This is a genomic window from Caulobacter mirabilis, from assembly GCF_002749615.1.
GTDB classification, from domain to species: domain Bacteria; phylum Pseudomonadota; class Alphaproteobacteria; order Caulobacterales; family Caulobacteraceae; genus Caulobacter; species Caulobacter mirabilis.
This window is the reverse complement of record NZ_CP024201.1, coordinates 468,320-494,082: the sequence shown is the minus strand read 5'-3', so window position 1 is coordinate 494,082 and position 25,763 is coordinate 468,320. Positions and strand designations below refer to the sequence as shown.

23 protein-coding genes and 1 tRNA gene are annotated in these 25,763 nt (G+C 68.8%); 7 read left to right on the top strand and 17 right to left on the bottom strand.

Going from position 1 to position 25,763, the window contains the following annotated elements; translation table 11 throughout:
• Positions 1-7: 7 nt before the first annotated feature.
• Both CSW64_RS02355 and CSW64_RS02350 read right to left on the bottom strand, forming a co-directional pair.
• Entirely contained in the window at positions 8-376 is a 369-nt protein-coding gene (locus CSW64_RS02355; RefSeq protein ID WP_099620592.1) for a cupin domain-containing protein, read from the bottom strand.
• A gap of 9 nt (positions 377-385) precedes the next feature.
• Positions 386-2,308, bottom strand: coding sequence for a CocE/NonD family hydrolase (locus CSW64_RS02350; protein ID WP_099620591.1), 1,923 nt, complete (start codon positions 2,306-2,308; stop codon positions 386-388).
• 69 nt (positions 2,309-2,377) lie between these two features.
• Here CSW64_RS02350 and CSW64_RS02345 point away from each other — a divergent pair, with 69 nt between their 5' ends.
• Positions 2,378-3,043, top strand: coding sequence for a TetR/AcrR family transcriptional regulator (locus CSW64_RS02345; RefSeq protein ID WP_150131307.1), 666 nt, complete (start codon positions 2,378-2,380; stop codon positions 3,041-3,043).
• A 37-nt stretch (positions 3,044-3,080) separates the two neighbouring features.
• On the opposite strand, the gene CSW64_RS02340 is transcribed toward CSW64_RS02345, so the two are convergent.
• Positions 3,081-3,155 (bottom strand) — tRNA-Val (locus CSW64_RS02340).
• A gap of 65 nt (positions 3,156-3,220) precedes the next feature.
• On the bottom strand, positions 3,221-3,580 hold the full coding sequence (cpdR, locus tag CSW64_RS02335; RefSeq protein ID WP_099620589.1) for a cell cycle two-component system response regulator CpdR: 360 nt from the start codon (positions 3,578-3,580) through the stop codon (positions 3,221-3,223).
• A 170-nt stretch (positions 3,581-3,750) separates the two neighbouring features.
• Here cpdR and CSW64_RS02330 point away from each other — a divergent pair, with 170 nt between their 5' ends.
• From CSW64_RS02330 to CSW64_RS21730, 3 genes are all read left to right on the top strand, one after another.
• A complete protein-coding gene (locus CSW64_RS02330) occupies positions 3,751-4,656 on the top strand; it encodes an N-formylglutamate amidohydrolase (protein WP_099624081.1) in 906 nt (301 codons plus the stop codon).
• 404 nt (positions 4,657-5,060) lie between these two features.
• Positions 5,061-6,896 carry a translational GTPase TypA gene (gene typA, locus CSW64_RS02325; protein WP_099620588.1) on the top strand — a complete coding sequence of 612 codons (1,836 nt, stop codon included), beginning with the start codon at positions 5,061-5,063 and terminating at the stop codon, positions 6,894-6,896.
• 357 nt (positions 6,897-7,253) lie between these two features.
• The gene (locus CSW64_RS21730; protein ID WP_150131306.1) at positions 7,254-8,618 is read left to right on the top strand and encodes a hypothetical protein; all 1,365 of its coding nucleotides are present in this window, start codon (positions 7,254-7,256) and stop codon (positions 8,616-8,618) included.
• A 357-nt stretch (positions 8,619-8,975) separates the two neighbouring features.
• On the opposite strand, the gene CSW64_RS02315 is transcribed toward CSW64_RS21730, so the two are convergent.
• From CSW64_RS02315 to CSW64_RS02305, 3 genes are read right to left on the bottom strand one after another with little or no spacing between them, the layout of a single operon-like run.
• Positions 8,976-9,332, bottom strand: a complete 357-nt coding sequence (locus CSW64_RS02315) for an iron chaperone (protein ID WP_099620586.1) — start codon at positions 9,330-9,332, stop codon at positions 8,976-8,978.
• A 33-nt stretch (positions 9,333-9,365) separates the two neighbouring features.
• Positions 9,366-10,118 (bottom strand): AraC family transcriptional regulator, encoded by a 753-nt coding sequence (locus tag CSW64_RS02310; RefSeq protein WP_172448431.1) that lies wholly within the window; start codon positions 10,116-10,118, stop codon positions 9,366-9,368.
• Positions 10,106-10,486, bottom strand: coding sequence for a VOC family protein (locus CSW64_RS02305; protein ID WP_099620585.1), 381 nt, complete (start codon positions 10,484-10,486; stop codon positions 10,106-10,108). The genes CSW64_RS02310 and CSW64_RS02305 overlap by 13 nt, the downstream gene beginning before the upstream one ends.
• Positions 10,487-10,864: 378 nt before the next feature.
• Here CSW64_RS02305 and CSW64_RS02300 point away from each other — a divergent pair, with 378 nt between their 5' ends.
• Entirely contained in the window at positions 10,865-13,123 is a 2,259-nt protein-coding gene (locus CSW64_RS02300; RefSeq protein ID WP_099620584.1) for a DEAD/DEAH box helicase, read from the top strand.
• Here CSW64_RS02300 and CSW64_RS02295 read toward each other — a convergent pair.
• Both CSW64_RS02295 and CSW64_RS02290 read right to left on the bottom strand, forming a co-directional pair.
• Entirely contained in the window at positions 13,120-14,178 is a 1,059-nt protein-coding gene (locus tag CSW64_RS02295; RefSeq protein ID WP_099620583.1) for an SDR family oxidoreductase, read from the bottom strand. The genes CSW64_RS02300 and CSW64_RS02295 overlap by 4 nt on opposite strands.
• Positions 14,175-15,365, bottom strand: a complete 1,191-nt coding sequence (locus CSW64_RS02290; RefSeq protein WP_099620582.1) for an MFS transporter — start codon at positions 15,363-15,365, stop codon at positions 14,175-14,177. The genes CSW64_RS02295 and CSW64_RS02290 overlap by 4 nt, the downstream gene beginning before the upstream one ends.
• A gap of 100 nt (positions 15,366-15,465) precedes the next feature.
• Between CSW64_RS02290 and CSW64_RS02285 the strand changes: the two genes are divergently transcribed.
• Positions 15,466-16,371: a LysR family transcriptional regulator gene (locus tag CSW64_RS02285; RefSeq protein WP_099620581.1), complete on the top strand. Its 906-nt coding sequence runs from the start codon at positions 15,466-15,468 to the stop codon at positions 16,369-16,371.
• Here the strand turns inward: CSW64_RS02285 and CSW64_RS02280 are convergent.
• The 4 genes from CSW64_RS02280 to CSW64_RS02265 all read right to left on the bottom strand — a co-directional run bounded on the left by CSW64_RS02280 (position 16,368) and on the right by CSW64_RS02265 (position 19,527).
• A complete protein-coding gene (locus CSW64_RS02280; protein WP_099620580.1) occupies positions 16,368-16,757 on the bottom strand; it encodes a nuclear transport factor 2 family protein in 390 nt (129 codons plus the stop codon). The genes CSW64_RS02285 and CSW64_RS02280 overlap by 4 nt on opposite strands.
• Before the next feature lie 9 nt (positions 16,758-16,766).
• Positions 16,767-18,503, bottom strand: coding sequence for an ATP-binding protein (locus tag CSW64_RS02275; protein ID WP_099620579.1), 1,737 nt, complete (start codon positions 18,501-18,503; stop codon positions 16,767-16,769).
• A gap of 71 nt (positions 18,504-18,574) precedes the next feature.
• A complete protein-coding gene (locus CSW64_RS02270; RefSeq protein WP_099620578.1) occupies positions 18,575-18,955 on the bottom strand; it encodes a DUF6481 family protein in 381 nt (126 codons plus the stop codon).
• Between the two features lie 110 nt (positions 18,956-19,065).
• Complete coding sequence (locus CSW64_RS02265; protein ID WP_099620577.1) at positions 19,066-19,527, bottom strand: GNAT family N-acetyltransferase; 462 nt, start codon at positions 19,525-19,527, stop codon at positions 19,066-19,068.
• A 42-nt stretch (positions 19,528-19,569) separates the two neighbouring features.
• Between CSW64_RS02265 and CSW64_RS02260 the strand changes: the two genes are divergently transcribed.
• Complete coding sequence (locus CSW64_RS02260) at positions 19,570-20,727, top strand: aminotransferase (RefSeq protein ID WP_099620576.1); 1,158 nt, start codon at positions 19,570-19,572, stop codon at positions 20,725-20,727.
• A gap of 9 nt (positions 20,728-20,736) precedes the next feature.
• Here CSW64_RS02260 and CSW64_RS02255 read toward each other — a convergent pair whose 3' ends face one another.
• The 4 genes from CSW64_RS02255 to CSW64_RS02240 all read right to left on the bottom strand — a co-directional run bounded on the left by CSW64_RS02255 (position 20,737) and on the right by CSW64_RS02240 (position 25,736).
• Positions 20,737-21,834 carry an HlyD family secretion protein gene (locus tag CSW64_RS02255; protein WP_245863803.1) on the bottom strand — a complete coding sequence of 366 codons (1,098 nt, stop codon included), beginning with the start codon at positions 21,832-21,834 and terminating at the stop codon, positions 20,737-20,739.
• Between the two features lie 14 nt (positions 21,835-21,848).
• Positions 21,849-23,531 (bottom strand): MFS transporter, encoded by a 1,683-nt coding sequence (locus CSW64_RS02250; protein ID WP_216361222.1) that lies wholly within the window; start codon positions 23,529-23,531, stop codon positions 21,849-21,851.
• Positions 23,532-23,752: 221 nt separating this feature from the next.
• The gene (locus CSW64_RS02245; RefSeq protein ID WP_099620573.1) at positions 23,753-24,532 is read right to left on the bottom strand and encodes an SDR family NAD(P)-dependent oxidoreductase; all 780 of its coding nucleotides are present in this window, start codon (positions 24,530-24,532) and stop codon (positions 23,753-23,755) included.
• 61 nt (positions 24,533-24,593) lie between these two features.
• Positions 24,594-25,736 carry an alpha-L-fucosidase gene (locus CSW64_RS02240; RefSeq protein WP_099620572.1) on the bottom strand — a complete coding sequence of 381 codons (1,143 nt, stop codon included), beginning with the start codon at positions 25,734-25,736 and terminating at the stop codon, positions 24,594-24,596.
• Positions 25,737-25,763 lie beyond the last annotated feature (27 nt).

The following is a 25,763-nucleotide window of genomic DNA, read 5'->3' as shown; positions in this document are numbered from 1 at the left end:
AACGCCGTCACGGAGTCTCGGCGTCGGAGTGCTCAGTGCCTTCGCGGGAGGTCACGTAGATCAGGGCCACGCCGCCCGGCGCGCTCTGCCTGTGCCAGGCCCCCGCCGGAACCACCCCGGCGCAGCCCGCCGCCAGGGCCTCGCATCGCCGCTGGCCGTCGGCGAGAACCGTCAGCTCCACCGCGCCTTCCAGGACATAGAGAAACTCGTCGTCCGGATGCCGTTCCCAGGGCGTGACGCCCGCGAAGCGGATCACGCCCAGCGCGCACTGATTGAACGTCTCGAGCACCCGCATGCAGTCCATCATGGCGTCCGGCGTGGGCGCGTCCAACCGCAGTTCGGCGAGCTCGGCGGCGATGGCGGTCATGTCATGCATGGTTGGCTCCTATCGGCGCCCTGAACAGGCGCCCGGTGTCGCGGCTCCGATGGGAAGCGAGAGGCGCGCCGGGTCGCCGCCGCCCCAGTGAACGCCCAGCACATAGGGCGGCGCCGTGATCGCGAGGTTGTCGGCGTCCGCGGTCTGCAGCGCGAGCCGCACGCGGTGCCCCTTGGCGAAACGATAGGCGATCGGCTGAAGATCGAGACTCAACGTGACCGCCTCGCCGGACCTCAGCGGTTGCAGCGCGGTTCGGCGATGGTCATGGAACGGCAGCCCCAGGGCGTTGTAGGGGGCGACGGCCGGCGCGCGATGAGACGCCCGCAGCGCGCCCTCGGAGACGTAGCGAACCCGGCCGTCGGGCGCGACGTCCTCCAACAACGCGACGATCTCGGCGTCGTCGCGCGCCTGGGCGCTGACGGCGATCCGCAGGGTCGGATGGCCGATCACCTCCAGAGGGATCTCCAGGGGCGCGGTGGTGAAGACCACGCCCTTCCGGTCGTTGGCGGCCAGATCGGGATAGACGCCGGCGCCGATCACGCCGTTCCAACGGCTGTCGCGCCCCGTCGTCGCGGAAAGGTCGGCGGCCTTTCGGACGATGCCGGACGCGGCGGCGCGGCCTGTCGAGAGCTCGCCGCCTGCGGCGAGGAACAGGTCCTGCCGCGCCCCCCCGACCTCCCATGCGCTCCGGGGCGTCCAAGCGCAGAAGCCATCGAAGTCCATCAGCGCCAGATGAACCCCCGGCTCCCGGTCGACCCCGGTGTCCCGGCCTCGCACCCAGCGATCGAACCAGCGCGCGGCCTCGACGCCAGGATCCAGGTCGACATCGGCCTTGGTCAGCAGGCGGTGACGCCAGGGCCGGACCGTCACCCGCCGCGGCCCCTGCAGGTTGGCGTACAGCAGCAGGGTGTCGCGGGTGAAGATGTCGTTCCAGCCGGCCTCCAGATAGATCGGCGTGCGCCCCGCCTTGATCCGCGGCAGCAGGGGATAGAGCGACATTCCGGGCCAGGTCAGGCCATCGGCGGTCGGCGGATCGTCCAGGAAGGCGCGTGTCCGGCCCAACTCGGCGACGCGTTGAGAGAAGCCCTCGCCGCGGCGCTGCTTCCGGGCCGCGTCCAAAGCGCCCTCCGCGCCGGTGACAGGCGTCGCCAGACCGTCCAGCTGACTGGTCAGCAGGACATAGGGCGTGTTGAAGCCCGTATCGCGGATCCCGCCGCGGTAGCCCACCGCCCGGTAGGCGTCGAGCGCGGTCGAGGCGCCGTAGACCGCCTTCAGCGCCGGACGCCCCTGAGCGGACGCCGCGACGGCGATCATGGCGGTGAACGACTGGCCGTACATGCCGACCCGCCCGTCCGACCAGGGTTGGGCGGTGATCCAGTCGATCATCAGCGCCGCTTCGTGGCCGAACGCCTCGAACGACGTCGGCGGCGTTCCGAACGAAGCGCCGGTCCCGGAGGCGTCGGCGGCGACGACGACATAGCCCTGCCGCAGCAGCCGCCCGACCCAGGGCCGCATGCGCGCCTGGTCGACCACCACCTCGCCGCCGCTGGTCAGGCTCATGAGCTTGAGCATCGTCCGCGACGCCGGTGTCAGGCCGAGCATGGCGGCGTCGGTCACCGTCCCGTCGCGGACGACCGTCATGGCCCGGTTGTAGATCGTGTGCTCGTACAGCACGGGCAGAGGTCGGGCCTCCACCTGCCCCCGTCGGGTAGGCCGCAGGACGTCCACCGCCAGCCGGCGCCCGCCCGGCAGGTCGACGTAGGTCGAGGTGCGGACGTAGCCGTCGTACGGCGCCGGCGTGGCCGGGCAATAGACGCCGAAGCGCGAGGCCGGCGCGGCGCAGGAATCGGCGCGATGGGCGAACCAGGCCCAGGCCAGACCGCCGCCTATAGCCAGAACGACCACCCCGCCCAGGAACATCCAGACCTTCATCCGCCCTCTCCGCCGTGAGTTCGGCGGGACGTTGGTTGCGGGCTGGGCCCTGGTCAATTATTCTTGAGCATGCTTGAAAAATCAGCAACGCGCGGCCGCCGCGGGCGTCCCGCCTCGATCTCCCGAGACCTGATTCTCGACTACGCGGCCGAATGCGATCTTCGGAGCCTGTCGGTGCGGGGCCTGGCCGCGCGGATGCGGGTCTCGGACGCCTCGATCCACTACCATTTCGGCGGCCGTGATCAGCTGCTGGCCGCCCTGGTCGATCGGATCACCGGCGACTTCTCGCCGCCGGACAGCGGCGGCGACTGGCGCGACTGGTTGCGCGAGTTCGCGCATCGCGCCCGGAAGAGCCTGCTCGCCCACCCTGGGGCGGCGGACTACATGGTGGTCGCGGGCCCGACCGCCGGACGCCAGTACGCGATCATCGACCGTGCGTTGGGCGTGCTGCAGGCCGGCGGCCTTGCGCCGCGGGACGCCTGGCTGATCTACGCGACGATGGTGAACCACGTGCTCCGGCAGGTGCAGTCGCAGGAAGCCCACGAAGCCAAGGCGTCTACCGGACTTCAGACGGACCGTCGCATCGCCCGGGGTCTGGGTGATGCGTCCGCCCAGGATCTGCCGCGCCTTCGAGCCGTGGTGGAGACCGGGCTAATGGCGGATTTCGATCTGTTGTTCGACTATGGACTGGACGCGCTGTTGCGCGGCTTCGACCCGCGCAGCCGTGACGCCTGATGGCGGCGATTCCGGTGCTGTTCCGACGGGGAAAGGATGGTGGACGCGGCTGGGATTGAACCAGCGACCCCTACGATGTCAACGTAGTGCTCTCCCGCTGAGCTACGCGTCCTTACCGGGGAGGCCGGGGGTATAGCGGCGCTTTTCCGCGCTTGCAACAGCCCCCGGAAAGAAGTTTCAGGCCGCCGCCATCATTCGCTCGACCTCCTGCACGATCTCGCGCAGGTGGACGGGCTTGGACAGCACCTTGGCGCCGGCCGGCGCCCGCTCGCCCGCGGTCAGGGCGACGGCGGCGAAGCCGGTGATGAACATGATGCGCAGGCCGGGATGGCGCGCGGCCGCATGGCGCGCGACCTCGATGCCGTCCATGCCGGGCATGACGATGTCGGTCAGCAGAAGGTCCCAGTCCTCGTCGAGCACCGCCGCCGCCTGTTCGCCGTCGGCGCAGGCGGTCACTTCGTAGCCGGCCCGCTCCAGAGCCCGCGCCAGGAAGTTGCGCAGGGAATCATCGTCTTCGGCCAGGAGGATGCGCGGCATGGTCGGTTTCGGTCTCTCGGACGCAATCTAGGGCGCGGACCATAGCCGCCCAGGCGTAAAGGCGCGATGAACCGCGCCTCTCGCGCGAATGTCGGCTGGGGATAAGCCGCCCGGAATCGGGGATGGAAAGGCTTTGACCCGCGCCCCGCGTCGCCGCCATCATGCCCCCGATGAACGCTTGGCAGCCCCTCCCCGAATCCGGAGCGACGACGGCGGAAACGCCGGCGTTCGAGGTGATCGCCGCCGATCCGCCGCCCACGCCGCTGGTCTTCGCCTCGCCGCACTCCGGCCGGCTCTACCCGCCGGCGATGCTGGAAGCCTCGGCCGTGCTGCCGGAGGTCCTGCGCCGTTCGGAGGACGCCTTCGTCGACGCGATGGTGACCCCCGCCGCCGAACTGGGCGCGGCGGTGATCCTGGCCCGCTACGGCCGGGCCTGGATGGACCTGAACCGCGAGCCGTGGGAGCTGGACCCCACGATGTTCTCCGATGAGCTGCCGGACTTCGCCCGGGGGCGGACGGCCCGGGTCGCGGCCGGCCTGGGCGCGATCGCCCGCGTCGCCGGCGAGGGGCGCGAGATCTACGCCCGCAAACTGACCTTCGCCGAGGCCCAGGCTCGGGTGGACGGCACCCATCGCCCCTATCACGACGCCCTCGACCGCCTGCTGGCCCGGGCCCGCGCCACGCACGGCATGGCGGTGCTGATCGACTGGCATTCGATGCCGGAGGCGGCCGCCCGCACCGCGGTGACGCCCCGCCACGGCAAGGGCTGCGACATGGTCCTGGGCGACCGCTTCGGCGCCTCCTGCACCCGCAAGCTGACCGACCTCGTCGAGCGCGAGCTGGAGGGCATGGGCTATAGAGTGGCGCGCAACGCCCCCTACGCCGGCGGCTACACCACCGAGCACTACGGCAAGCCGCAGCAGAAGACCCACGCGCTGCAGATCGAGATCAACCGCGCGCTCTATCTGGATGAGGCGACCCTCGAGCCGACCGCGGGCCTGGCGAAGCTGACGGCGGATGTCGGCCGGCTGGCGAGGATCCTGGCGGCCGACTGGCCGCGCCTCGCGCCCGCCTGAGGCCCCCCGGAGCGCCAGGCTGGGGCTCAGGCCAAAAAAAAGCGGCGCCATACGGCGCCGCAGTTCATTAGGGAGGAAACGCCCAGGAAGGGCAGAGGCGGCAGCGCCGCCTCACAGGGTCTTTCTAGTGTGCGGCGCACAAACAGGCAAGGGGAAAATGTGCCCTCCGGCAGAGATTTTCTCGAAAGCCCTGCGAGAATCCCTGTTCCGCAAGGTCATTCGTTGCCCGCCACGCTCATGTTGCAATGCACAATCGGCGAGCAGGGGCTGCTCGTTTTCACACATTGGTGAATAAAAACAGCCGTTTGGGGGCGCTCAAAACCGCGTCACGCGGCCGGGGTGGATAAACGGCTCGCAGTCGCGTAAAAGCGCGCGCCCTATACCCTCCCCACAAAGTCGTATCAATGTCCCTGCGCAACATCGCCATCATCGCCCACGTCGATCATGGCAAGACCACCCTCGTGGACCAGCTGCTCGCCCAGTCCGGCGTCTTCCGCGCCAATGAGGCGACGGTCGAACGCGCCATGGACTCCAACGACCAGGAGAAGGAACGCGGCATCACCATCCTCGCCAAGTGCACCTCGGTGCTCTGGAACGGCAAGGCCGGCGAGACCCGCATCAACATCATCGACACCCCCGGCCACGCCGACTTCGGCGGCGAGGTCGAGCGCATCCTCGGCATGGTGGACGGCTGCGTCATCCTGGTGGACGCAGAAGAGGGCGTCATGCCCCAGACCAAGTTCGTGCTGACCAAGGCGCTGAAGATGGGCCTGCGCCCCATCCTCTGCATCAACAAGGTCGACCGCGCCCACGCAGACCCCGACCGGGTGCACCTGGAAACTCTCGAGCTGTTCGAGGCCATCGGCGCCACGCCCGAGCAACTCGACTTCCCGCACATCTACGCCTCGGGCCGCAACGGCTGGGCGACGATGGACCTGAACCAGCCGAACGACAACCTGGGCCCCCTGTTCGACCTGATCGTCGACCATGTGCCGGCGCCGAAGGTCGAGGCCAACAAGGACAAGCCGTTCCAGATCCTGAACGTGCTGATCGAAAGCGACCCCTTCCTGGGCCGCCTGCTGACCGGCCGCATCGAGAGCGGCAAGGCCGTCCCCGGCATGCCGATCAAGGCGCTGGACCGTGACGGCAAGACCATCGAACAGGGCCGCATCACCAAGGTGCTGGCCTTCCGCGGCCTGAAGCGCCAGCCGGTCGACGAGGGCGCCGAGGCCGGCGACATCGTCGCCATCGCCGGCATGTCCAAGGCCACCGTGGCCGACACCCTCTGCGCCCTGGAGGTCATGGACGCCCTCCCCGCCCAGCCGATCGATCCGCCGACCATCTCGATGACCGTCTCGGTCAACGACAGCCCGCTGGCCGGCCGCGAAGGCGACAAGGTCCAGAGCCGGGTCATCCGCGACCGCCTGCTGAAGGAAGCCGAGTCGAACGTCGCCATCCGCGTGACCGAGACCACCGAGCGCGACGCCTATGAAGTCGCCGGCCGCGGCGAACTGCAGCTGGGCGTGCTGATCGAAGGCATGCGCCGCGAAGGCTTCGAGGTCTCGATCAGCCGTCCGCGCGTCGTCTTCAAGAAGGACGAGGAGACCGGCGAGCGCCTGGAGCCGATCGAGGACGTCATGATCGACGTCGACGAGGAGTTCACCGGCATCGTCATCGAGAAGCTCAGCGCCCGGAAGGCCGAGCTGCGCGACATGGGTCCGTCGGGCGCCGGCAAGACCCGGATCAGCCTGTCGGCGCCTTCGCGCTCCCTCATCGGCTACCAGGGCGAGTTCCTGACCGACACCCGCGGCTCGGGCGTGCTGAACCGCGTGTTCAGCCACTACGAGGCCTACAAGGGCGCCATCGACCAGCAGCGCAAGGGCGTGCTGATCTCCAACTCCGACGGAGAGACGGCGGCCTACGCCCTGTGGAACCTGGAAGAGCGCGGCACCATGTTCGTCGGCGCCGGCGAGAAGACCTATGAGGGCATGATCATCGGCGAGAACGCCCGGTCGGACGACCTGGACGTCAACCCGATGAAGGCCAAGCAGCTGACCAACGTCCGCGCCAGCGGCAAGGACGAGGCCATCCGCCTGACCCCGCCGCGCCGCCTGACCCTCGAACAGGCCATCGCCTACATCGAGGAAGACGAGCTGGTCGAGGTGACGCCGAAGAACATCCGCCTGCGGAAGAAGGTCCTGAACCCGAGCTTCCGCAAGCGGCGGGTGAAGGACGAGTAGGGGGCGCTTAGGCGACTGACGTGGCGGCCTTCAGGGGACGGGGGGCCGGGCGGCTAGCGATTGAAGGGCGGGGCGCTGAGAGGCGGCCCGCCTTCTTTGCGTTTGGGGGTCGGGATTGTGCGGAGCGCGGTTTTAAATGACTTATGGCGAGATTTCTCAGCGTCGGTTGCGTCTGAGACACCCGCTTCGAACTAGGCCTCACCGCGTCAGAGTTGCCAACTTCAACCATGTCGACACTTGGCTGCTCACCCCGCTAGGCCGTTGACGATCTCTTGTGGCATGGAGTCATCTTCTGAGCTGACTCGAGTTCCCGCGCACTGCGCGGACAAACTCGACACCCATTGATACAGGCTCAACATGAAATCGATCGTATGTATCAATACTCAGATACCAACCGTTTATAATGAAATAGAATACGACTCTGATGGATCACTTAGAGACTACGATATCGTTGTATTTGATCCACAACTCCCCCACTATGATCGCATTGATTTTTCGGGAGGAGGGTCTTGCGTATCGATAGAAGGGTCCACCCTATTTTCAAAGGCATCAAAACACTGGTTTCGAGAACTTAGCGGCGCCCTCTCAGCGGGAAAAACGGTTTTCGTTATTCTCAGTGGGCACGAAGAGGATCAAATCGCAACAAGTTATACAACACCGTCAAAGGGTAGCAGAACTTATTCCACAAAGCCGATAGACAACTATTCCATAATACCTGGAAATTTCCGCGTCAGAAATGCAAGAGGGAGGGCCATTTCTGTCAGAAACGCCGCCTACAAAGGCCTATACGAAACCATAAAGGACATTGTCGAATACCGCGTCATTTTCGAAGACCCTGCCCTAATGAGCACTGTGTTCGTCGCCAAGGATGGAACCGCCATTGGCGGGGTCGTTCGAATTCAGGACGCGCCAGGATCACTTGTGCTGCTCCCATATTTTGACTTTGAAGCTGAAGGGTTTCTTGAAGTCTCTGACGATGGTGAAGAGGTCTGGAGCACGAAGGCACTCAAGGTATCTCACGCGGTTGTCGGGCAACTAGTGTCGATCGATCGGATGCTGAAGGGCTCGATGGAACTGAGCCCCCCTCCCGACTGGATCGGCGAATACGAGAAGCCGAATGCCATCGATGATATCGACGGCGTCATCGCTGGGATTGACGCGCGCCTCGATGAGCTTGCAGGGCAGCGAGACGAGCAGCTTCGCCAGAAGGCAGGCATCCTTGAGTACTCTTACCTTCTTTATGAAAGTGGGAAGCCGCTCGAGCGATCAATTGAGAAAGCACTTCGGTTGTTGGGATACACCGTTGAGGCGCTCCGCATCGGAGACCTCGAGATCGACCACGTTATTGTCAGCCCGACTGGAATGCGGATGATCGGGGAATCTGAGGGAAAAGATTCCAGTGCGATCGATATTTCCAAGTTTCGCCAACTGGAGTCCAACATCGGGGAGGACTTCGAACGTGGGGAGGTCAATGAGCCAGCCAAGGGTCTTCTTTTCGGCAACGGCTTTCGTCTATCGGCACCCACCAGTCGTGCGGAACAGTTCACCCAGAAGAGCCTCACAAACGCGAAGCGGCTCGGTTCAGCGCTCATTCGAACTGCGGATCTCTACACGGTCGCGGTTCATCTGCTTAACCACCCCGAGGATGATACCTTCCGTGCAGCTTGCCGCGCAGCAATCGAAGAGACTGTAGGAAGCGTCGTCACTTTCCCTGATCCATAGTCATGCCAGCCTGGCAGATGCGTGCTCCGTCTCCGTGGGATGGGTTCATGCCCCACCAACCCCTTCATCTCTTGCCGAGACGATCGCCGGGCGATCCGGGTTGCTCAAGGACGGGCCGGAGGCCCGCCGCTCCGCGGCCGCGCGCGAGCGCGGTCCTTGACCAACCCGGCTCGTCCGGCACGCTGGCCTGCATGAGATCGAAGGGGAGGCCTCCTCCCCACACCGTGGTGAGGAGCGGCGGCGGCGGGCGGTGAATGGCGGCGGCTGAGCCCCTTCCGGAACTCCCCGCGCCGACCCCTCCACCATGCTTCGCATGGTCCCCCTCCCCCTCGCTGCGCTCCGGGGAGGATTGCCGATTTACAGGCCGAGGCTCTCCCGCGACGCCAACGCCAGCCGCCGCACCAATTCGTCCGGGATCGGCTTGCGGTCCGAGAAGGTCACGCCGGTCTTGGTCGCCTTCAGGCCGGCGGCGGCGATCTCGTCCGCGTGGGCGGCGATCGCCGCCGGGTCGACGTAGAGGCCGCACTGTTTGCTGAAGGCGGCGTAGCCCGCGACGATGGCCTTGCCGATCGCGAAGCCGGGCATGTCGTACCGGATGACCGCCTCGGCGTCCGGCAGCGCGGCCGCAAGCTGCGCGCGGAGGCGGGTCAGCAGCGGCCGGAAGGCTTCGGGCGCCGCGGCGATGTAGGCGTCATGGCCGGCGATCGTCGTCATGGCCCGGAGCCTGACAGATGTGAGGGCCCGGCGTCACCCCCGCCACCGTCCCGGCGTGACCCCGAACTGGCGCTTGAAGGCGGTGATGAAGGCGCTGGGGCTGTCGTAGCCGCAGTCGAGCGCGGCCACGGTCACCGCCGCGCCGGCGGCCAGGGCGGCGGCGGCCTGGACCAGGCGCGCCTTCTGGCGCCAGGCGTCCAGCGACAGGCCGGTCTGGTCCGGAAACAGCCGCTGCAGGGTGCGCAGCGAGGCGCCGGCCTCTCGCGCCAGGGTCGCCAGGGCGCGGCGGTCGGCGGGGTCGTCGCGCAGTCGCTCGGCCAGGGCCAGGGCGCGACGGTCGGCCGGCAGCGGCAGGGCCAGATCCTGCGGCCGGGCGGCGGCGATCCGGTCGACCAGGACGGCGGCCATCCGCCCCTCGTCGCCCTCTCCGCCCAGCATGCCGCGCGCCAGGACGTGCAGCACCAGCTCGCGCAGCAGCGGCGCGACCTCCAGCGCCACCGCCGCCTCGGGCAGGCCGCCGGCGATCCGCGGCGACAGGTAGAGCGTCCGCATCGCCGTCTGCCCTTGGACGACGATGCTGTGCGGGCGATGGGGCGGCAGCCAGATGGCCCGGGTCGAGGGCACGAACCACAGGGTCTCGCCCGCCGTCACCCGCATCACCCCGCTGACCGCATAGACCAGCTGGCCCCACGGATGGGCGTGCTCGTCCAGGGCGAAGCCGTCGCCGTAGGTGACCGCCAGCGACCGGACGAGGAAGCCGTCGCCGACCGGACTCAGCGGTCCCACACCCCGGGCTCGTACTGCATCGCGCCGCAGACGTTGCCCTCGGTGTCCTCGAAATAGATCAGCTCGCCGACGCCCTCGATCCGGTACGGCGGCATGACGATCCTGCCGCCCGCCGCCTCGATCGCCGCGACGGTCGCCTTCAGGTCGTCGACGCCCAGGGTCGCCTCGAAGGCTGTCGGCCGCTTGCCGGCGACGATCTCGTGGCGCTGCTGCAGGGCGCCCTGGAGGCCGTCGCCGACGCCCTTGATCTGGTAGAAGTCCGGCGGGCCCCAGGGGGTGAATTCCAACCCCAGAGCCTGTTCGTAGAAGCCCTTGGCCCGCTGGACGTCGTCGGCGTGTATGGCGAAATGGCGGAAACGCGTGGTCATGGAACGCCCCTCTGCTGTTGATGTCGAGAGCGTGGCGCCGATCGCCTTGGCGCGCTTTCGGCATCATGACGGAAAATATCGCGACCGCGCCAGGGCGGCGCTCCGGGTCCTCCCCTCTTGGGGGAGGGGGACCACCCGCAGGGTGGTGGAGGGGGTCTGATGCCCTGGACCCTCTCCACCATGCTTCGCATGGTCCCCCTCTCCCAATGGGAGAGGATCCGCGCGCTCGGCGCGGCGTTTCGGCGGCCGGGGTGGCTTTTGCCCCGGTTTCCCTGTATGAGCCCCGCCTCACTTGCTTAGAAACGCTGATACACGCCCTCGCCTTTGCGAGCCGACCGGGCGCCCCATGCGTTTTCGCCCCGTCAGGAACTACCCAAAATGGCCTTCCCGCCCCTTCACCCCGCCATCGAGCAGGCGCTCGTCGCGCAGGGCTACGCCGAACCCACCCCCGTCCAGCGCGCCGTGCTGGAGCCCGAGGCCGAAGGCCGCGACCTGCTGGTCTCGGCCCAGACCGGCTCGGGCAAGACCGTCGCCTTCGGCGTGGCCATGGCCCCGACCCTGCTGGGCGAAGAGCAGTACCTCGGCGGCGACGGCCGTCCGGCGGCGCTGATCATCGCCCCGACCCGCGAGTTGGCCCTGCAGGTCAGCCGCGAGCTGGAATGGCTCTACAAACAGGCCGGCGCCCGCATCGTCACCTGCGTCGGCGGCATGGACGCCCGCCGCGAGCAGCGCGCCCTGAACCAGGGCTGCAACATCGTCGTCGGCACGCCGGGCCGCCTGCGCGACCACCTGGAGCGCGGCCACCTCGACCTGTCGGGCCTGAAGGTCGCCGTCCTGGACGAGGCCGACGAGATGCTCGACCTGGGCTTCCGCGAGGACCTGGAGTTCATCCTCGAGACCACGCCGGAGGACCGCCGCACCCTGCTGTTCTCGGCGACCATCGCGCGCGACATCGCCCAGCTGGCCAAGACCTACCAGACCGACGCCGTCCGCATCGACACCATCGCCCGCGACGAGCCGCACGGCGACATCGAATACCGCGCCATCCGCGTCGCCCCGAACGAGCTGGAGCACGCGGTGGTCAACGTGCTGCGCGCCTACGACGCCGGCAGCGCCCTGGTCTTCTGCCACACCCGCGACGCCGTCCGGCACCTGTACGCCGGTCTGCGCGAGCGCGGCTTCGCCGTGGTCGGCCTGTCGGGCGAAATGGGCCAGCGCGAGCGCAACGACGCCCTGCAGGCCCTGCGCGACCGCCACGCCCGCGTCTGCGTCGCCACCGACGTCGCCGCCCGCGGCCTGGACCTGCCGGACCTGGGCCTGGTGGTCCACGCCGACCTGCCGACCAACAAGGCCACCCTGCTGCACCGCTCGGGCCGCACCGGCCGCGCCGGCAAGAAGGGCACCTCGGTCCTGCTGGTCCCCTACACCCGCCGCCGCAAGGCCGACTCCCTGCTCTACTCGGCCAACATCGACGCCATCTGGAGCGGCCCGCCCAGCGCCGAGGAGATCCGCGCCGGCGACCGCGAGCGCATGCTGCAGGACCCGGCCCTGACCGAGACCCCGGCCGAGGACGACCTGGCCGTGGCGCGCGACATCCTGGCCCGCCATCCGGCCGAACAGGTCGCCGCCGCCCTGGTGAAGGTGTTCCGCTCGCGCCTGCCGGAGCCGGAAGAGCTGTACGACCCGGGCCCGGGCCAGGACCGCAAGCGTCCGGAGCGCCGTGAGCGCGATGGCGACTTCGAGCCTTCCGAAGGGCCGCGCGATCACGACGCCTTCGCCGACGCGACCTGGTTCAAGCTGTCGATCGGCCGAGCCAAGAACGCCGATCCGAAGTGGATCTTGCCGCTGCTCTGCCGCATCGGCCACGTGACCAAGAAGGAGATCGGCCAGATCCGCATCTTCGACCGCGAGACCAAGTTCCAGATCGCCCAGGGCGTCGCCGGGCGCTTCCTGGAGGCCGCGGAAGCGAGCGAGGACAAGGACGTGAAGGTCGAACGCTCGACCCCGCCGACCTCGAAGGACTTCGGGCCGAAGAAGAAGTTCGCCGACCGCGAGGAGCGGGGCGAGCGTCCGCAGCGCGCGCCGCGCGGCGACCGTCCGGACTGGAAGGAGCGCGCCCCGCGCGCCGAGGGCGATGAACGTCCCGCCCGCCCGGCCTTCAAGGACCGGGCGCCGCGCGCGGACTGGAAGGACAAGGCGCCCCGCGGCGATCGTCCCGACTGGAAGGACCGTCCGGCCCGCGCCGAGGGGGGCGACCGCCCAGCGCGCCCGGAGTGGAAGGACAAGCCGCGCGGCGACAAGCCGGCCTGGAAGGACAAGGCTCCGCGCCCGGAACGCGCCGAGCGTCCGGCCCGCGCCGAGAAGCCGGAGTGGAAGCCCCGCGAGGAGCGTCCGGCCCCGCGCGAGGAGCGCAAGCCCGGCCGCGCGCCGCGCGACGCCTCGGCCCGCGAGTCGGTGCCCTACGATCCGGCCGCCCCGAAGGGCGACAAGCCCTTCCGCAAGCCCCGCGCCGACGGCGGCGCTTTCAAGGCCGGCGGCGAGTACAAGGGGCCCAAGCGCGCCGGCGGCTTCAAGCCCGACACGGGCTTCAAGTCAGGAGGCCCGAAGAAGCCGTTCAAGGGCAAGCCGCGAGCCTAGGGGATCACCTTCCGTCGCCGGAAGTCCTCGAAGATGGCCATGAACATCGCCTCGGTCTCCACATGCTCGTGGAAGCCGAGGCGGCGCGCCTTGGTCCCGTCGGCGAACATGTCCCAGTCCCACGAGAACACGAAGTCCCCGAAGCCCCAGGACGAGACCTCGGCATAGGGACGCGGTTCGAGCCCGTGGCGTTCGACCATGGCGTCCCAGAGCCCGGCCTTGTCGGACATGACCTCGGCCAGGCTCATGGGCAGCGGCGGCGCGACCTCCAGATCGAAGAACCGGGCGATCTTCGGCCACATCTCCGACCACCGGAACAGGTCGCCGTTGTTGATGTTGAACGCCTGGTTGGCGCAGGCCGGGTCGGTCGCGGCCCAGACCGTCGCGCGGGCCAGGAGGCCGGCGTCGGTCATCTCCAGCAGCCGGTCGTAGGCGCCCGGCTTGCCGGGAAAGCGCAGCGGCAGACCGAGCGCCTTGCTGATCGAGGCGTAGACCGCGATCACCATGGCCAGGTTCATCGGATTGCCGAGCGCGAAACCGCCCACGACGCTGGGGCGGATGGCGGACCAGGTCCAGGCCTTGCCGATCTGGCGCCGCTCCAGGAACTGCTGCTGATCGACGTTGAACTCCGGCGGCATGTGACCCGCGTCGGTCTCGCGCGCCGGCGTCTTGAACGGCCCCAGATGCGCGCCATAGACCTTGTAGCCCTGCATCAGGCTGATGTGCGCCAGCCCCTTGGCGATCGGTTCGACCGCCTCAACGACATTGACCAGCATGGCCAGGTTGGGCGCTGTCAGCTCGGCCCAGTTCGGGCGGTCCTGGTAGGCGGCGTAGAAGATGTGCGTCACCTCGGCCAGGCCGCTCAGCCTGGCCCGGGCGTCTTCCGCATCGAGCAAATCGACCGCGATGTGGCGGACCCGATCTTCGTCAGGGCCGCCCCGACGCGACAGGCCGACAACGGACCAATCCTCCAGCGTCTTGAGGTGATCGACGAGATTGCGGCCGATGACGCCGTTGGCGCCGACGACCAGCGCGATCTTGGGCTCGATGCTCACGAGGCGGCTCCTTCCAGGCTGAGGGCGGCGGCGCGTTCGCGACGGTCCATGCGCCAGCTGGCCAGGGCGATCAGGAGGCCCGCGGCGGTGACCAGAGCCGCGACCCAGGTCACCGACTGCAGACCCAGCAGAGCGCTGGCGATGACCACGCCGCCGAGCCAGGCGCCCAGGGCGTTGCCGAGGTTGAAGGCGGCGATGTTCAGGCTGGAGGCCAGGCTCTGGCCGGCGCCGCCCGCCTTCTCCAGCACCCGCAACTGCAGCGGCGCGACGGTGGCGAAGGCCGCGATCCCGAGCAGGCCGGAGAAGACCACGGCGGCGATCTTGGACTGGATGCCGAAGGTCATCAGGCCCAGCACGACGGCGAGGACCGTCAGCGTGCCCAGCACGGCCGGCATCAGCCGCCGGTCGGCCAGCTTGCCGCCGAGGATGTTGCCCAGCGCCATGCCGCCGCCGAACACCAGCAGGACCGGCGAGACGGCCGCCTTCGAGAAGCCGGTGACCTCGGTCAGGATCGGCTGGATGTAGGTGAAGACCGCGAACACGCCGGCGTAGCCGAGCACGGTCATGGCCAGGCCCATCAGCACCTGCGGCCGGGCCAGGACAGCCACCTCCTCCCGCAGGCTGGACGGCGCCTCGACCGCCTTCGACGACGGCACGAAGATCGCCAGCACGGCGGTGGCCAGGACGCCGAGGGCGGTCACGGCCCAGAAGGTCGAGCGCCAGCCGTACTCCAGGCCCAGCCACGCCCCGAACGGCACGCCCAGCAGGGTGGCGGCGGTCAGGCCGGTGAACATGATGGCGATGGCCGAGGCGCGCTTGTCCGGCGCCACGACGGTGGTGGCGACCACCGAGCCGACGCCGAAGAAGGTGCCGTGCGCCAGGGCGGTGATCACCCGGGCGATCATCAGGGTCTCGTAGTTGGGCGCCAGGGCGCAGGCCAGGTTGCCGACGGTGAAGATGACCATCAGGGCGATCAGGGTGGTCTTCCGCGGCAGCTTGCGCGTGGCGATGGTCAGGATCGGCGCGCCGGCGAACACGCCCAGCGCATAGCCGGAGATGAGCAGACCCGCGGCGGGGATCGACACCCCCAGGTCGGCCGAGATCTGCAGCAGCAGACCCATGATGACGAATTCGGTGACGCCGATCCCGAAGGCTCCGGCGGTCAGGGCGAGAAGGGCTACGGGCACGGCTTGGTCCTCGAACAGCGTTTCGAGGCGCGGACGTAGCGATCGCGTCGCTCGTGAATTAGATGCTGAATTGGAACAGCATCTGTGATTTCAATTCACCATGGCGCGCACAGAGATCAATCGCTCCGGCGAGATGGAGGTCTTCGCCCGGGTCGTCGAGCGGGGCGGTTTCTCCGCCGCGGCCCGCGACCTGCGCATGACCCCGTCGGCGGTCAGCAAGCTGGTCGGCCGGCTGGAGACCCGCCTCGGCGCCCGGCTGGTCAACCGCTCGACCCGCAAGCTGCAGCTCACGCCGGAGGGCGCGGCCTTCTACGACCGCAGCGTCCGAGTGCTGGCCGACATCGGCGAGGCCGAGCGCGAGGCTTCGTCCGGCGAGACGCCGCGGGGCCGCCTGCGGGTCAACGCCAACATCGGCTTCGGCCTGCATTTCCTGTCGCCGATGCTGCCGCGGTTCCTCGCCGAGCACCCGGAGGTGCAGCTCGACCTGGCCCTGACCGATCACGTGATCGACCTGCTGGACGAACGCGCCGACGTCGCCATACGAGTCGGCCGCCTGCAATCCTCCCAGCTCATGGCGCGGAAGCTGGGCGAGAGCCGCAAGGTGGTCGTCGCCTCCCCCGACTACCTCGCCCGCCACGGGACGCCGCGGACGGTCGCCGACCTGGCCGATCATCAGCTGATGGGCTTCTGCTTCCAGCGCAGCGTCCAGGACTGGCTGTTCCTGGACGAGCGCGGCGAGACGGCGCCCTATCTCGGCGCGACCCGCATCCTGGTCAGCGACGGCGAGACCATGCGCCGGCTGACGCTGGACGGCGTCGGCCTGGGTCGCCAGGGACGCTTCCATGTCGAGCATGACATCGCCGCCGGCCGTCTCGTGCCGGTGCTGGAGGCGTTCAATCCGCACGACATCGAGGAGATCCACGCGGTCTACGTCGGCCAGGGCGGACACCTGCCGGCGCGCGTCCGGGCCTTCATCGACTGGTTGGCCCGCGAGACGAAGCTCTAGCCGTTCAGAGTCACGAACAGCTCGTTCTCGATCACCCACTGGCCGGTCAGTTTCCGCCAGGTCGCGAGATAGGTTCCGCTCATGGTCTGCTCGCCGTCGCCGCTCTTCCATAGCGCGGTCCAGCGGCCGGACTCGGCGGCCCGATCGCCGAACTCGTCCAGCTCGACCGTCTCGGTCGCTCGGACGTAGCGCACAAAGGCCGGGTCGGCGAACTGGCCGGCGAAGGCGTCCACAACGGCCTGGGCGCCCAGCACCAGCGAGCCGTCGCCGGTGATCAGCGTCATGTCCGGATGGAGGAACGGCTTCAAACGCGCCGCTTCATGGGCGGCGATGATCTTGTTGGTCAACTTGCGACGAGCGCGGATCGCGTCCAGGGGCGAGGTCATGCCCGCGACTTAGGCCGCGTCGCTCGGCAGCGCCATCGCCGGCTCGGCCAGCACCGACTCGATGGCGGCGAACAGGTCCGTGGCGACGATTGGCTTGGGAACATGCCGATCCATGCCCGCGGCCAGGAGTTCGGCGACCTGATGCGTCATGGCGTTGGCGGTCAGGGCAATGACGGGGGTCCGCGAACGCCCCTCGGCGGCCTCCCGCGCCCGAATCTCTCGGACGGCGCCGAGGCCATCGAGCACCGGCATGTGGACGTCCATCAGAATCAGGTCCCACGGCCGTTCAGCCCAGGCGCGGACCGCCGCCGCGCCGTCCTCGACCGTCGTCGGAACGATGCCGGCCTGGGCGAGCAAGGTCTCGAGCACCAGCCGGTTGACGGCGTTGTCCTCAGCCGCGAGGACGCGCAGTTCGAACCGTCCGGCCGCCTCCGCCAGGTCGGCGACGGAAGCGGACGGAACGGTCGCCTCGATCGGCTTCAGCGGCAGGGTCACGATGAAGGCCGAGCCGCGGCCGGGTTCGCTGTCGACCGTGATCGAGCCGCCCATGAGTTCGCAGAGCTCGCGTGAGATCGCCAGGCCCAGGCCGGTTCCGCCATGGCGGCGGGTCGCCGAGGCGTCGAGCTGGGCGAACTTGCCGAACAGCTGGCCCAGCCGGTTCGGCGCGATCCCGGGCCCGGTGTCGCTCACCGTCAGCTTCAGCCCGCCCTCGTCCCGCGTCGCGGTGACCGAAACCCCGCCTTGGTCGGTGAACTTGACCGCATTGGACACCAGGTTGGCCAGCACCTGGCGGAGGCGGGCCGGGTCGCCGCGATAGAGTCCCGCCGCCTCGGCCGAGATCTCGACCGACAGGTCCAGCCCCTTGTCCGCCGCGACGGCGGCGAACGAGGCCGCGCCCGCGCGCAGCACGACGTCGAGCTCGAACGGCTCGTCATCCAGCTCCAGCTTGCCGGCCTCGATCTTCGACAGGTCGAGAATGTCGTTGAGCAGATTGGTCAGGGCCTGGCCGGCTTCGCGGATGATGCCCAGCCGTTCGCGCTGGATCGGATCCAACCGCCCGGCCTCCATCGCCTGAGCCATGCCCAGCACCCCATTCAGGGGCGTGCGGATCTCGTGGCTCATGGTGGCCAGGAAGACGCTCTTGGCGGCGTTGGCGGTCTTGGCCTCGGCGACGGCGGCGCGCAGCGTGCGATCGACCCGCACGCGGTGCATCCCGAACTGCAGGACCCCGAAGAAGAAGCCGAACACCGCGATCAGAGCGAAGGCGATATTGATCAGCGGCTCGCTCATCGTCCGCGCGATGACCACGGCCGTCGTCACCAGCGCCAAGGCCGACAGCGAAGCCAGGCCGATCCGGCGGGATATGACGAACTCGCTGGTGCTGCTGAGGGAGATCGCGCCGATCATAGCCAAGCCCGCCACCATCGCCGTGGCGCTGCCGCCCAGGACGACCAGACCCGCGGGCAGGCCGCAGTAGGTCACGGTGTAGACAAAGGTCGTCGCCGCGATCAGCCACTCCGTCCGGACCCCGGATTCGGTCGTCGCCGCGGCCAGCCGGGCGGCGATGAAGCGGTTCAGCCCGATCTGAACGAGCACGATAGCGGCCCAGAGCGCGGCGAACGGCAGGCCAAGCCAGACCCAGCCGCCGGCCGCGGCGACCAGCGTCAGGACCAGCGTCGACCGGAGGCCGCGCCGCCGGAGGAGGACGATCTCTGTACAGGGACGCGTGACCAGGGGGTCGGACAAGGCGAAGCCTCCGCTCCAGGCTGCAACCCTGGAGCGTGAGCGCCTAACTTCGCATTAATCGCCGGCTTGGCTCAGCGCGAGGCGCGCTTGGCTTCCCGCTTGGCGCGGGCCGCGGACTTCGCCTCGGCTTTGCGGGCCTTGCGCTCATCACGCTTCGCGGCGAGCTGAGCGGCTTCGTCGTTCAGGAGCAGCAGACGCTTTTCCTCGGCGGCCGCTTCAGCGACGGCGCGGGCGGCCTCGGCCTTGGCCTCGGCTTCGCGGCGGGCCTCTTCCTTGGCGACTTCACGGGCCTGGCGGGTGGCTTCCCGCTCGGCGGCCAGACGCTCTTCGCGGCTGACGAAATTGGTCGCAGTGACGGAGGGCTTGGGCTTGAACTTGGCCAGGATGGCCTTCTTGGCTTCGGCCGCGGCCTTTTGGCGTTCGGCGAAGCCCGTGCGCAACGGGTCTTTCATCGAGTCTTTCAACTGAACAGGAAGGCGCCTCTCAAAGCGAAAAACGCGGCCGGAGGCAACCCATCAGGCGCCTCAAAATCCGTTCAACGGCGAAATGTCGCCCCCGCGCATCACTTGGCGAGCCGCAACTCCATGAACACATCGGCGCGGGCGTAGGGCGTCTCTGTCGGCGGCAGGTGGACGAAACCGGCCGCGCGATACAGACCCAGGGCCGGCCCGAGGCTCGAATTGGTCTCAAGATACAGCCGCGGCGCGCCGACGGCCCTGGCCCGGTCGATACAGGCCTGCATCAGCAGACGGCCCAGGCCGGTTCCTCGCGCCGCCTCGCCGACGGTCATCTTGGAGACCTCGAAGCCGCCGTCGGCCATCGGCTTCAGGCCGACGCAGCCGATCGCGACGCCCGCATCGTCCTCGGCGATGAAGATGTGGCCGCCCTTGTCGATCACCTGCCCCCGGGGATCGTCGAGCACGATCCTGTCGGCGGCCTCGATCGCGAAGAACCGGGTGATCCAGGCCTCGTTCAGCGTCTTCCAGGCGGCGGCGTGGCGGGGTTCGAAATCGACGATGCGCATGACCTGACTATAAAGGGAGCCGAAGCCCTCCGGAGAAGTCCCTTGGTCCATCCCGTCTACGCAGACCTGCCCACGACCATCTTCGAAGTGATGAGCGGGCTGGCCCGCGAGACCGGAGCGATCAACCTCGGCCAGGGCTTCCCCGACGAGCCGGGGCCGGAGGCCGTTCGACGCAAGGCGGCTGAGGAGGCGATCAACGGCTACAACCAGTATCCGCCGATGCGGGGCCTGCCCGAGCTGCGCCGCGCCGTCGCCGCCCACTACGCGCGGTTCCAGGGGCTCGACCTCGACGAGGCCGAGGTGACCGTCACGTCCGGCGCCACCGAGGCCCTGGCCGCGGCTTTCCTCAGCCTCGTATCGCCGGGCGACGAGGTGGTGCTGTTCCAACCCCTGTACGACGCCTACCTGCCGATAGTCCGGCGTTGCGGCGGAATCCCGAAGCTGGCCCGGCTGGAGCCGCCCCACTTCCGCATCACGCGCGAGACCCTGGACGGCGTCTTCACGCCGAAGACACGGCTGGTGGTTCTGAACAATCCGGTGAACCCGGCCGCGACAATCTTCGCCGACGAGGACCTGGCCCTGCTGGCGGAGTACTGCGTGGCGCATGACGCGATCGCCGTCTGTGACGAGGTCTGGGAGCAGATCGTCTTCGACGGTCGCCTCTTCAAGCCGCTGATCGCCTTCCCTGGCATGCGCGAGCGGACGGTGAAGATCGGCTCGGCCGGCAAGATGTTCGCCCTGACGGGCTGGAAGGTCGGCTTCCTCTGCGCCGCGCCGGCGCTGACCAAAGGCCTGGCCGGGGCGCACCAGTTCCTGACCTTCACCACCCCGCCGAACCTCCAGGCCGCCGTCGCCTGGGGCCTGGAGAACAGCGCCGAGTGGTTCGCGCGGATGCCGGGCGACCTGCAGCGCTCGCGCGACCGGCTGGCCGCCGGCCTGACCCGGGAGGGGTTCAAGGTGCTGCCGGCGGCCGGGACCTATTTCCTGAACGTCGACCTGTCGGCGTCGGGCGTCGCGGAGGCCGATCGAGACTTCTGCCTGCGGGCAGTGAAAGACCACGGCGTGGCGGCCATACCGGTGTCGGCCTTCTACGAGCAGGACGCGCCGACCAGCATCGTCCGCCTCTGCTTCGCCAAGCGCGACGAGACGCTGGACGCGGGGATCGAGCGGCTGGCGGCGGCGCGGGCGGCGCGGCTGTAGCGCCTTGCCTCAGCGCGTATCGATCCGCGCCACCACAGACATGCCCGGCGCCAGCCGCTGGGCGCCTTCCTGTCCAGGTGTGATCGCGATGCGCACCGGAATCCGCTGGGCGACCTTGGTGAAGTTGCCGGTGGCGTTGTCCGGCTTGATCACGCTGAACTCCGAGCCGGTGGCCGGGGCGATCCGCTCGACCTTGCCGCGGATTTCCTGACCGCCCAGGGCGTCGACGGTCAGCGCGACCGGCTGGCCGACCCGGACGCGCTTCATCTGGGTCTCCTTCATGTTGGCCACGACCCAGACGGTGTCGGGCACCAGCGCCATCAGCTGCGTGCCGGTGGCGACATACTGGCCCTGCTTGACGCCGATCTCGCCGAGCCGGCCGGCGCGCGGCGCGGCGATGCGGGTGTTGTCGAGGTCGATCTGGGCGAGCCGCACCTGGGCCCGGGCGTTCTCGACGGCGGCCTCCAGAGACCCCTTGCCGACAACGGCCGTGGTCACGCTGGTCTCGGCGATGGCCTCCTGGGCCTTGGTCTGGGCGAGCGTGGCTCGGGCCGAACGCAGAGCGGCCTCGGCCACGTCGACCTGGGCCTGGGCCACCCAGCCGCCGTCATGCAGCCTGCGCACCCGGTCGGCGTCGGCCTGGGCCTTGGCCAGGTTCGCCTGCGCCCCGGCGATCGCCGCCTGGCTGGAAGCCACCGAGCCCCGCGCCGACGACTGGCTCTGCGCCGAATTGGCCAGCGCCGCCTCGGCCGAATGCAGACTGGCGACGGCCTGTTCGAGCCGCTGGCGATAGATGCGGTCGTCGATCTGGGCCAGCAGCTGACCGGCCTGCACGACTTGGTAGTCCTGCACCGGGACGGCGCTCACATAGCCGTTCACCTGGGGCGCGATGATCGTCACCTGCCCCCGGACGTAGGCGTTGTCCGTCCGCTGAATGGCGTCGGAGAACGGCGGCAGCCTCCAGGCGTAGAGGACCAGGGTGATCCCGGCCAGGGCCGCCAGCACCAGCACGATCGACCACATCACGTTGCGTCGCGGCGTCGCCGGCGGCGGCGCGGCGGTCGGTTGAGCGGCGGCGGGCGGCGAGTCTGTCGTGGCGTCTGTCATCAGGGGCTCGATCGTCAGTCCGCGTCCAAGGAGGCCGGAGGCGGAGATGCGGGTTGCGCGGCCTGGCGCTGCTGCGCCAGCTGACCGCGGATGTAGTGGAAGGTCATCCAGACGGCGGCGACGGCGGCGATCACCGCGATCATCAGCGACACGTCGTTGTAGGCCAGGACGTTGGCCTGCTGGGTGATCTGCTGGCCCAGCAGGCGCAGGCCGACGCCGTCGCGCTGGGCGGGGTCGGTGATCACCCGGCCATAGGCGCCCGACAGCTGCTGCAAGCGCTGGACGACCTGCGGGTCGAGCAGGGTCATGCTCTCGGCCAGCTGGTTGGAATGGAACTTCTCGCGCAGGACCTGGACCGTGCCGGTCAGGGCCGAGCCGGCCAGGCCGCCGATGTTCTGGCCCACCGAGAAGACCACGATGAAGGAGACGAAGGTCTTGGGGCCCTGGCGCAGGGCGTTGCCCAGGCCGATCAGCATCGCCGGGCCGATGAAGATGGCGGCCGCGAAGGCCAGCAGGGCCTGGCTGAGATAGAGATTGACCGGGCGCGTCAGCACCGTCGCCTGACTGTCCAGAAAGGCGCCGACCGCGATCAGGGCCAGGGCCACGGCGATCGGCCGCTCGGCCTTCAGCGGGTTGACCAGCAGGGCGATCAGGACCGTCCCGACGGCGCTGGCGATCAGGATCACCGTGAACAGCCCCAGCAGCTGATCGGGCCCGAGACCCATCGCCTGCAGGAAGCCCAGGGCCCCCGTGTTCTGCTCGGCCAGCACGATCCGCACCACCAGGATGGCCAGGATCAGCCGGGCGACGTCCTGGCCGGCCAGCCAGCGCAGGTCGATCAGCGGATTGCTGCGGTTGAACTCGATCAGGATGGCGGCGGTCAGCAGCACGATGGCGCCGATCAGGGCCCAGCCGATCCAGGGCGCCTCGAACCACCAGACGATGCGGCCCAGACCCAGCACGGCGCTGAGCAGAGCCACGCCCGGCGCGAACAGGGCGAAGGTCACGAAGTCCAGCGGCTCGAACACCTTCATGCGCTGCGACGGCGGCAGCTTGAGGCTGAAGGTGGCGGCCAGGCAGACCAGCACCATGCCCAGCTCGAAGACGTAGAACCCGCGCCAATCGTCGATCAGCAACAGGTCCGGCATGATGACCCGCGCCAGCGGCGGAGCCAGGCCGGACACGCCGATGCCGAGCATCAGGGCCTTGAGGCGATGCTGCGCCGGCAGGGCCTGGATGATGTAGAGAAAGCCCAGGCTCGACAGGCCGGCCGCCGCCATCCCGGCCACCGCGCGCACGGCCAGGGTCGAGACGTAGTCCTCGAAGACCAGCGGCGCGACCGAGATGGCCAGGAAGGCCAGCAGGAAGATCTGCGTGAACAGCCGCAGCCCGTACTGCTGGCGGAACTTGACCAGGATCAGGTTCATGCAGGCGTTGGTCATCACGAAGACGACCGGCAGCCAGGCGGCCTCGACCGGCGTGATCCCGAGAGAGCCCTGCAGGTTGGGAAGGTTGGCCTGGACCGCCGCGTTGCCCAGGCTGCCGGTCATGGCGACCACGAAGCCGGTGGCGCCGTAGGCGATCCGGCGACGCCAGTGATGGTCGGGCGTCGCGGGCGAACCCGGCATCGTCGGCCGCTCGTGCGGCTTCAACGACCGTTCGTACTCTTCCCACGAAAGGTCGTGGCCGTGACTCACGACGCGTCCTCCAACCCCTTGGAAGCATGACATGGCAACGCCGACGGCGCGAGATTCGCTCCCGGCCGGGCCGACGGGGTCGCCTTCATAGGGTGGAGACGCGGCCTCGTCATTGAAAAATGGACGACATCGTCCAATTTTCAAGATCGCAGGTCGCCGAGACCATGGAAAAAGGGCGGCCGCGGCGGGCCGCCCTCGTCCGAAGCGCGATTGTCCGCGGTCTAGATCGTCGCGCCGCCATCCACGACGACGGCCTGACCGGTCATGAAGGTGCCGGCCGGCGAGGCCAGGAACACGGCGGCGCCGGCGATCTCGTCCGGCTCGCCGATGCGACGCAGCGGCACGCCCTCGGTCGAGCGGCGCAGGGTCTCGGGGTTGTCCCAGAGGGCCTTGGCGAAGTCGGTCTTGATCAGCCCCGGCGCGATGCAGTTCACCCGGATGCCGTGCGGCCCGTACTCGTGGGCCAGGTTGCGGGCCAGCTGGAAGTCGGCCGCCTTGGAGATGTTGTAGGCGCCGATCACGGCGTTGCCGCGCAGGCCGCCGATCGAGGAGACGATGATCACCGCGCCGTCCTTCCGCTCGACCATCTCCGGGGCGCACATGCTGATCAGCCAGTGGTTGGAGATGATGTTGTTGTCGAGGATCTTGCGGAACTGGTCGTCGGCGATGCCGGCCAGCGGTCCGTAGTAGGGATTGCTGGCGGCGTTGCAGACCACGATGTCGATCCGGCCGAACGCCTTGCGGGTCTCGTCGACCAGGCGTTGCAGGTCCTCTTTCGAGGAGATGTTGGCGGGAACGGCGATCGCGGTCCCCTCGCCGTGGGCGGCGTTGATCTCGGCGGCCACCTCTTCGCAGGGCCCGGCCTTGCGCGAGGAGATCGTCACCTTGGCGCCGTGCTGGGCCATGCGCTCGGCGATGGCCTTGCCGATCCCGCGCGAGCTGCCGGTGATGATCGCGACCTTGCCGGTCAGGTCGAAGAGGGTTCCTTGAGCAGCCGACATCCGCGCCTCCCTTAAACGCTTGTTTGAAGTTGGCGCACCGTGGCGGCTGGGCGACGCGGCGTCAAGCCGCCAGCGCACGCCCCAGGGCCAGAAGCGGTTCGCGCTGGACGTCCGGGATCGAACCGTCCGCCTTCGGGCCGACATTGATCAGCAGATTGCCGCCGGCCGCGGTCGTCTCGCGATAGAGGGCCTGCAGCTGCTCGCCGGTCAGGTAGTCCGAGGTCGGCTCGGCGGCGTTGTAGCCGAAGGCCAGGCCCAGGCCGCGGGTCGACTCCCACTTCACGCCCTGCAGATGATCGCCGAAGCCGTACTCGACGGTGCGGAAATCGGCATGCGGCGGGACCGCGCCGCCGCCGCCATGAACGCCCTGCTCGGCGATGCGCGCCTTGATCCGGTCGTTGAAGGCGGCGCAGACGGCCGGATCGCGCAGGCTCTCGAACAGCGGCGCGACGCCCAGCCAGCGGTCGTTGACCACCCCGTCCGGCGCGGCGCGGTAGTAGTCCGCGAACAGGGCCGGCAGGTCTTCGGCGTTGGGCCAGGCGATGTCGTTCCACAGCACCGAAGGCCGGTAGCGGTCGATCAGCTCGCGCACCTGGGCCGCGGCATAGGCGCGATAGGCGTCGTCCGTGGGCACGCAGGCGAACATCTCGCCCATGTTGCGGATCAGCCGCGGCCGGAACGTCCAGTCGAGGCCTCCGGAGTAGTAGAGCCCGAACCGCATCCCGCGCGCCCGGACGGCCTCGGCCAGTTCGCCGACGAAGTCGCGCCCGGACCGCCAGCCGGGACGATGCGGATTCTCGACCTGCGTCGGCCACAGGCAGTAGCCGTCGTGGTGCTTGGTCACGAACACGACGTACCGGGCTCCGGCCTTCTGGAACAGATCGGCCCAGGCCTCCGCATCGAAGGCTTGCGCGGCGGCCTCGAACGGCTCGCGGAAGTGCGTGTAGGGCGCGTCGCCCCAATGAGCGCGATGATGTTCCGACGTCGGACTGCCCGGGTCGCGCAGCGCGTTCTCGTACCACTCGGCGTAGGGTCCGAGCACGAAGGCGTCGTCGTAGTCGGTCTCGAACAGACTGGTGATCGACCGCCCCGGCGGCGCATAGGCCGGCACAGCGAACAGCCCCCAATGGATAAAGATCCCGAGCTGCGGCTCGGCGTACCAATCCGGAACCGGACGTCCTGCAAAGGCGCTGAAGTCGGCCATGGCTCCCCTCCCCGGGACCGATGAGAG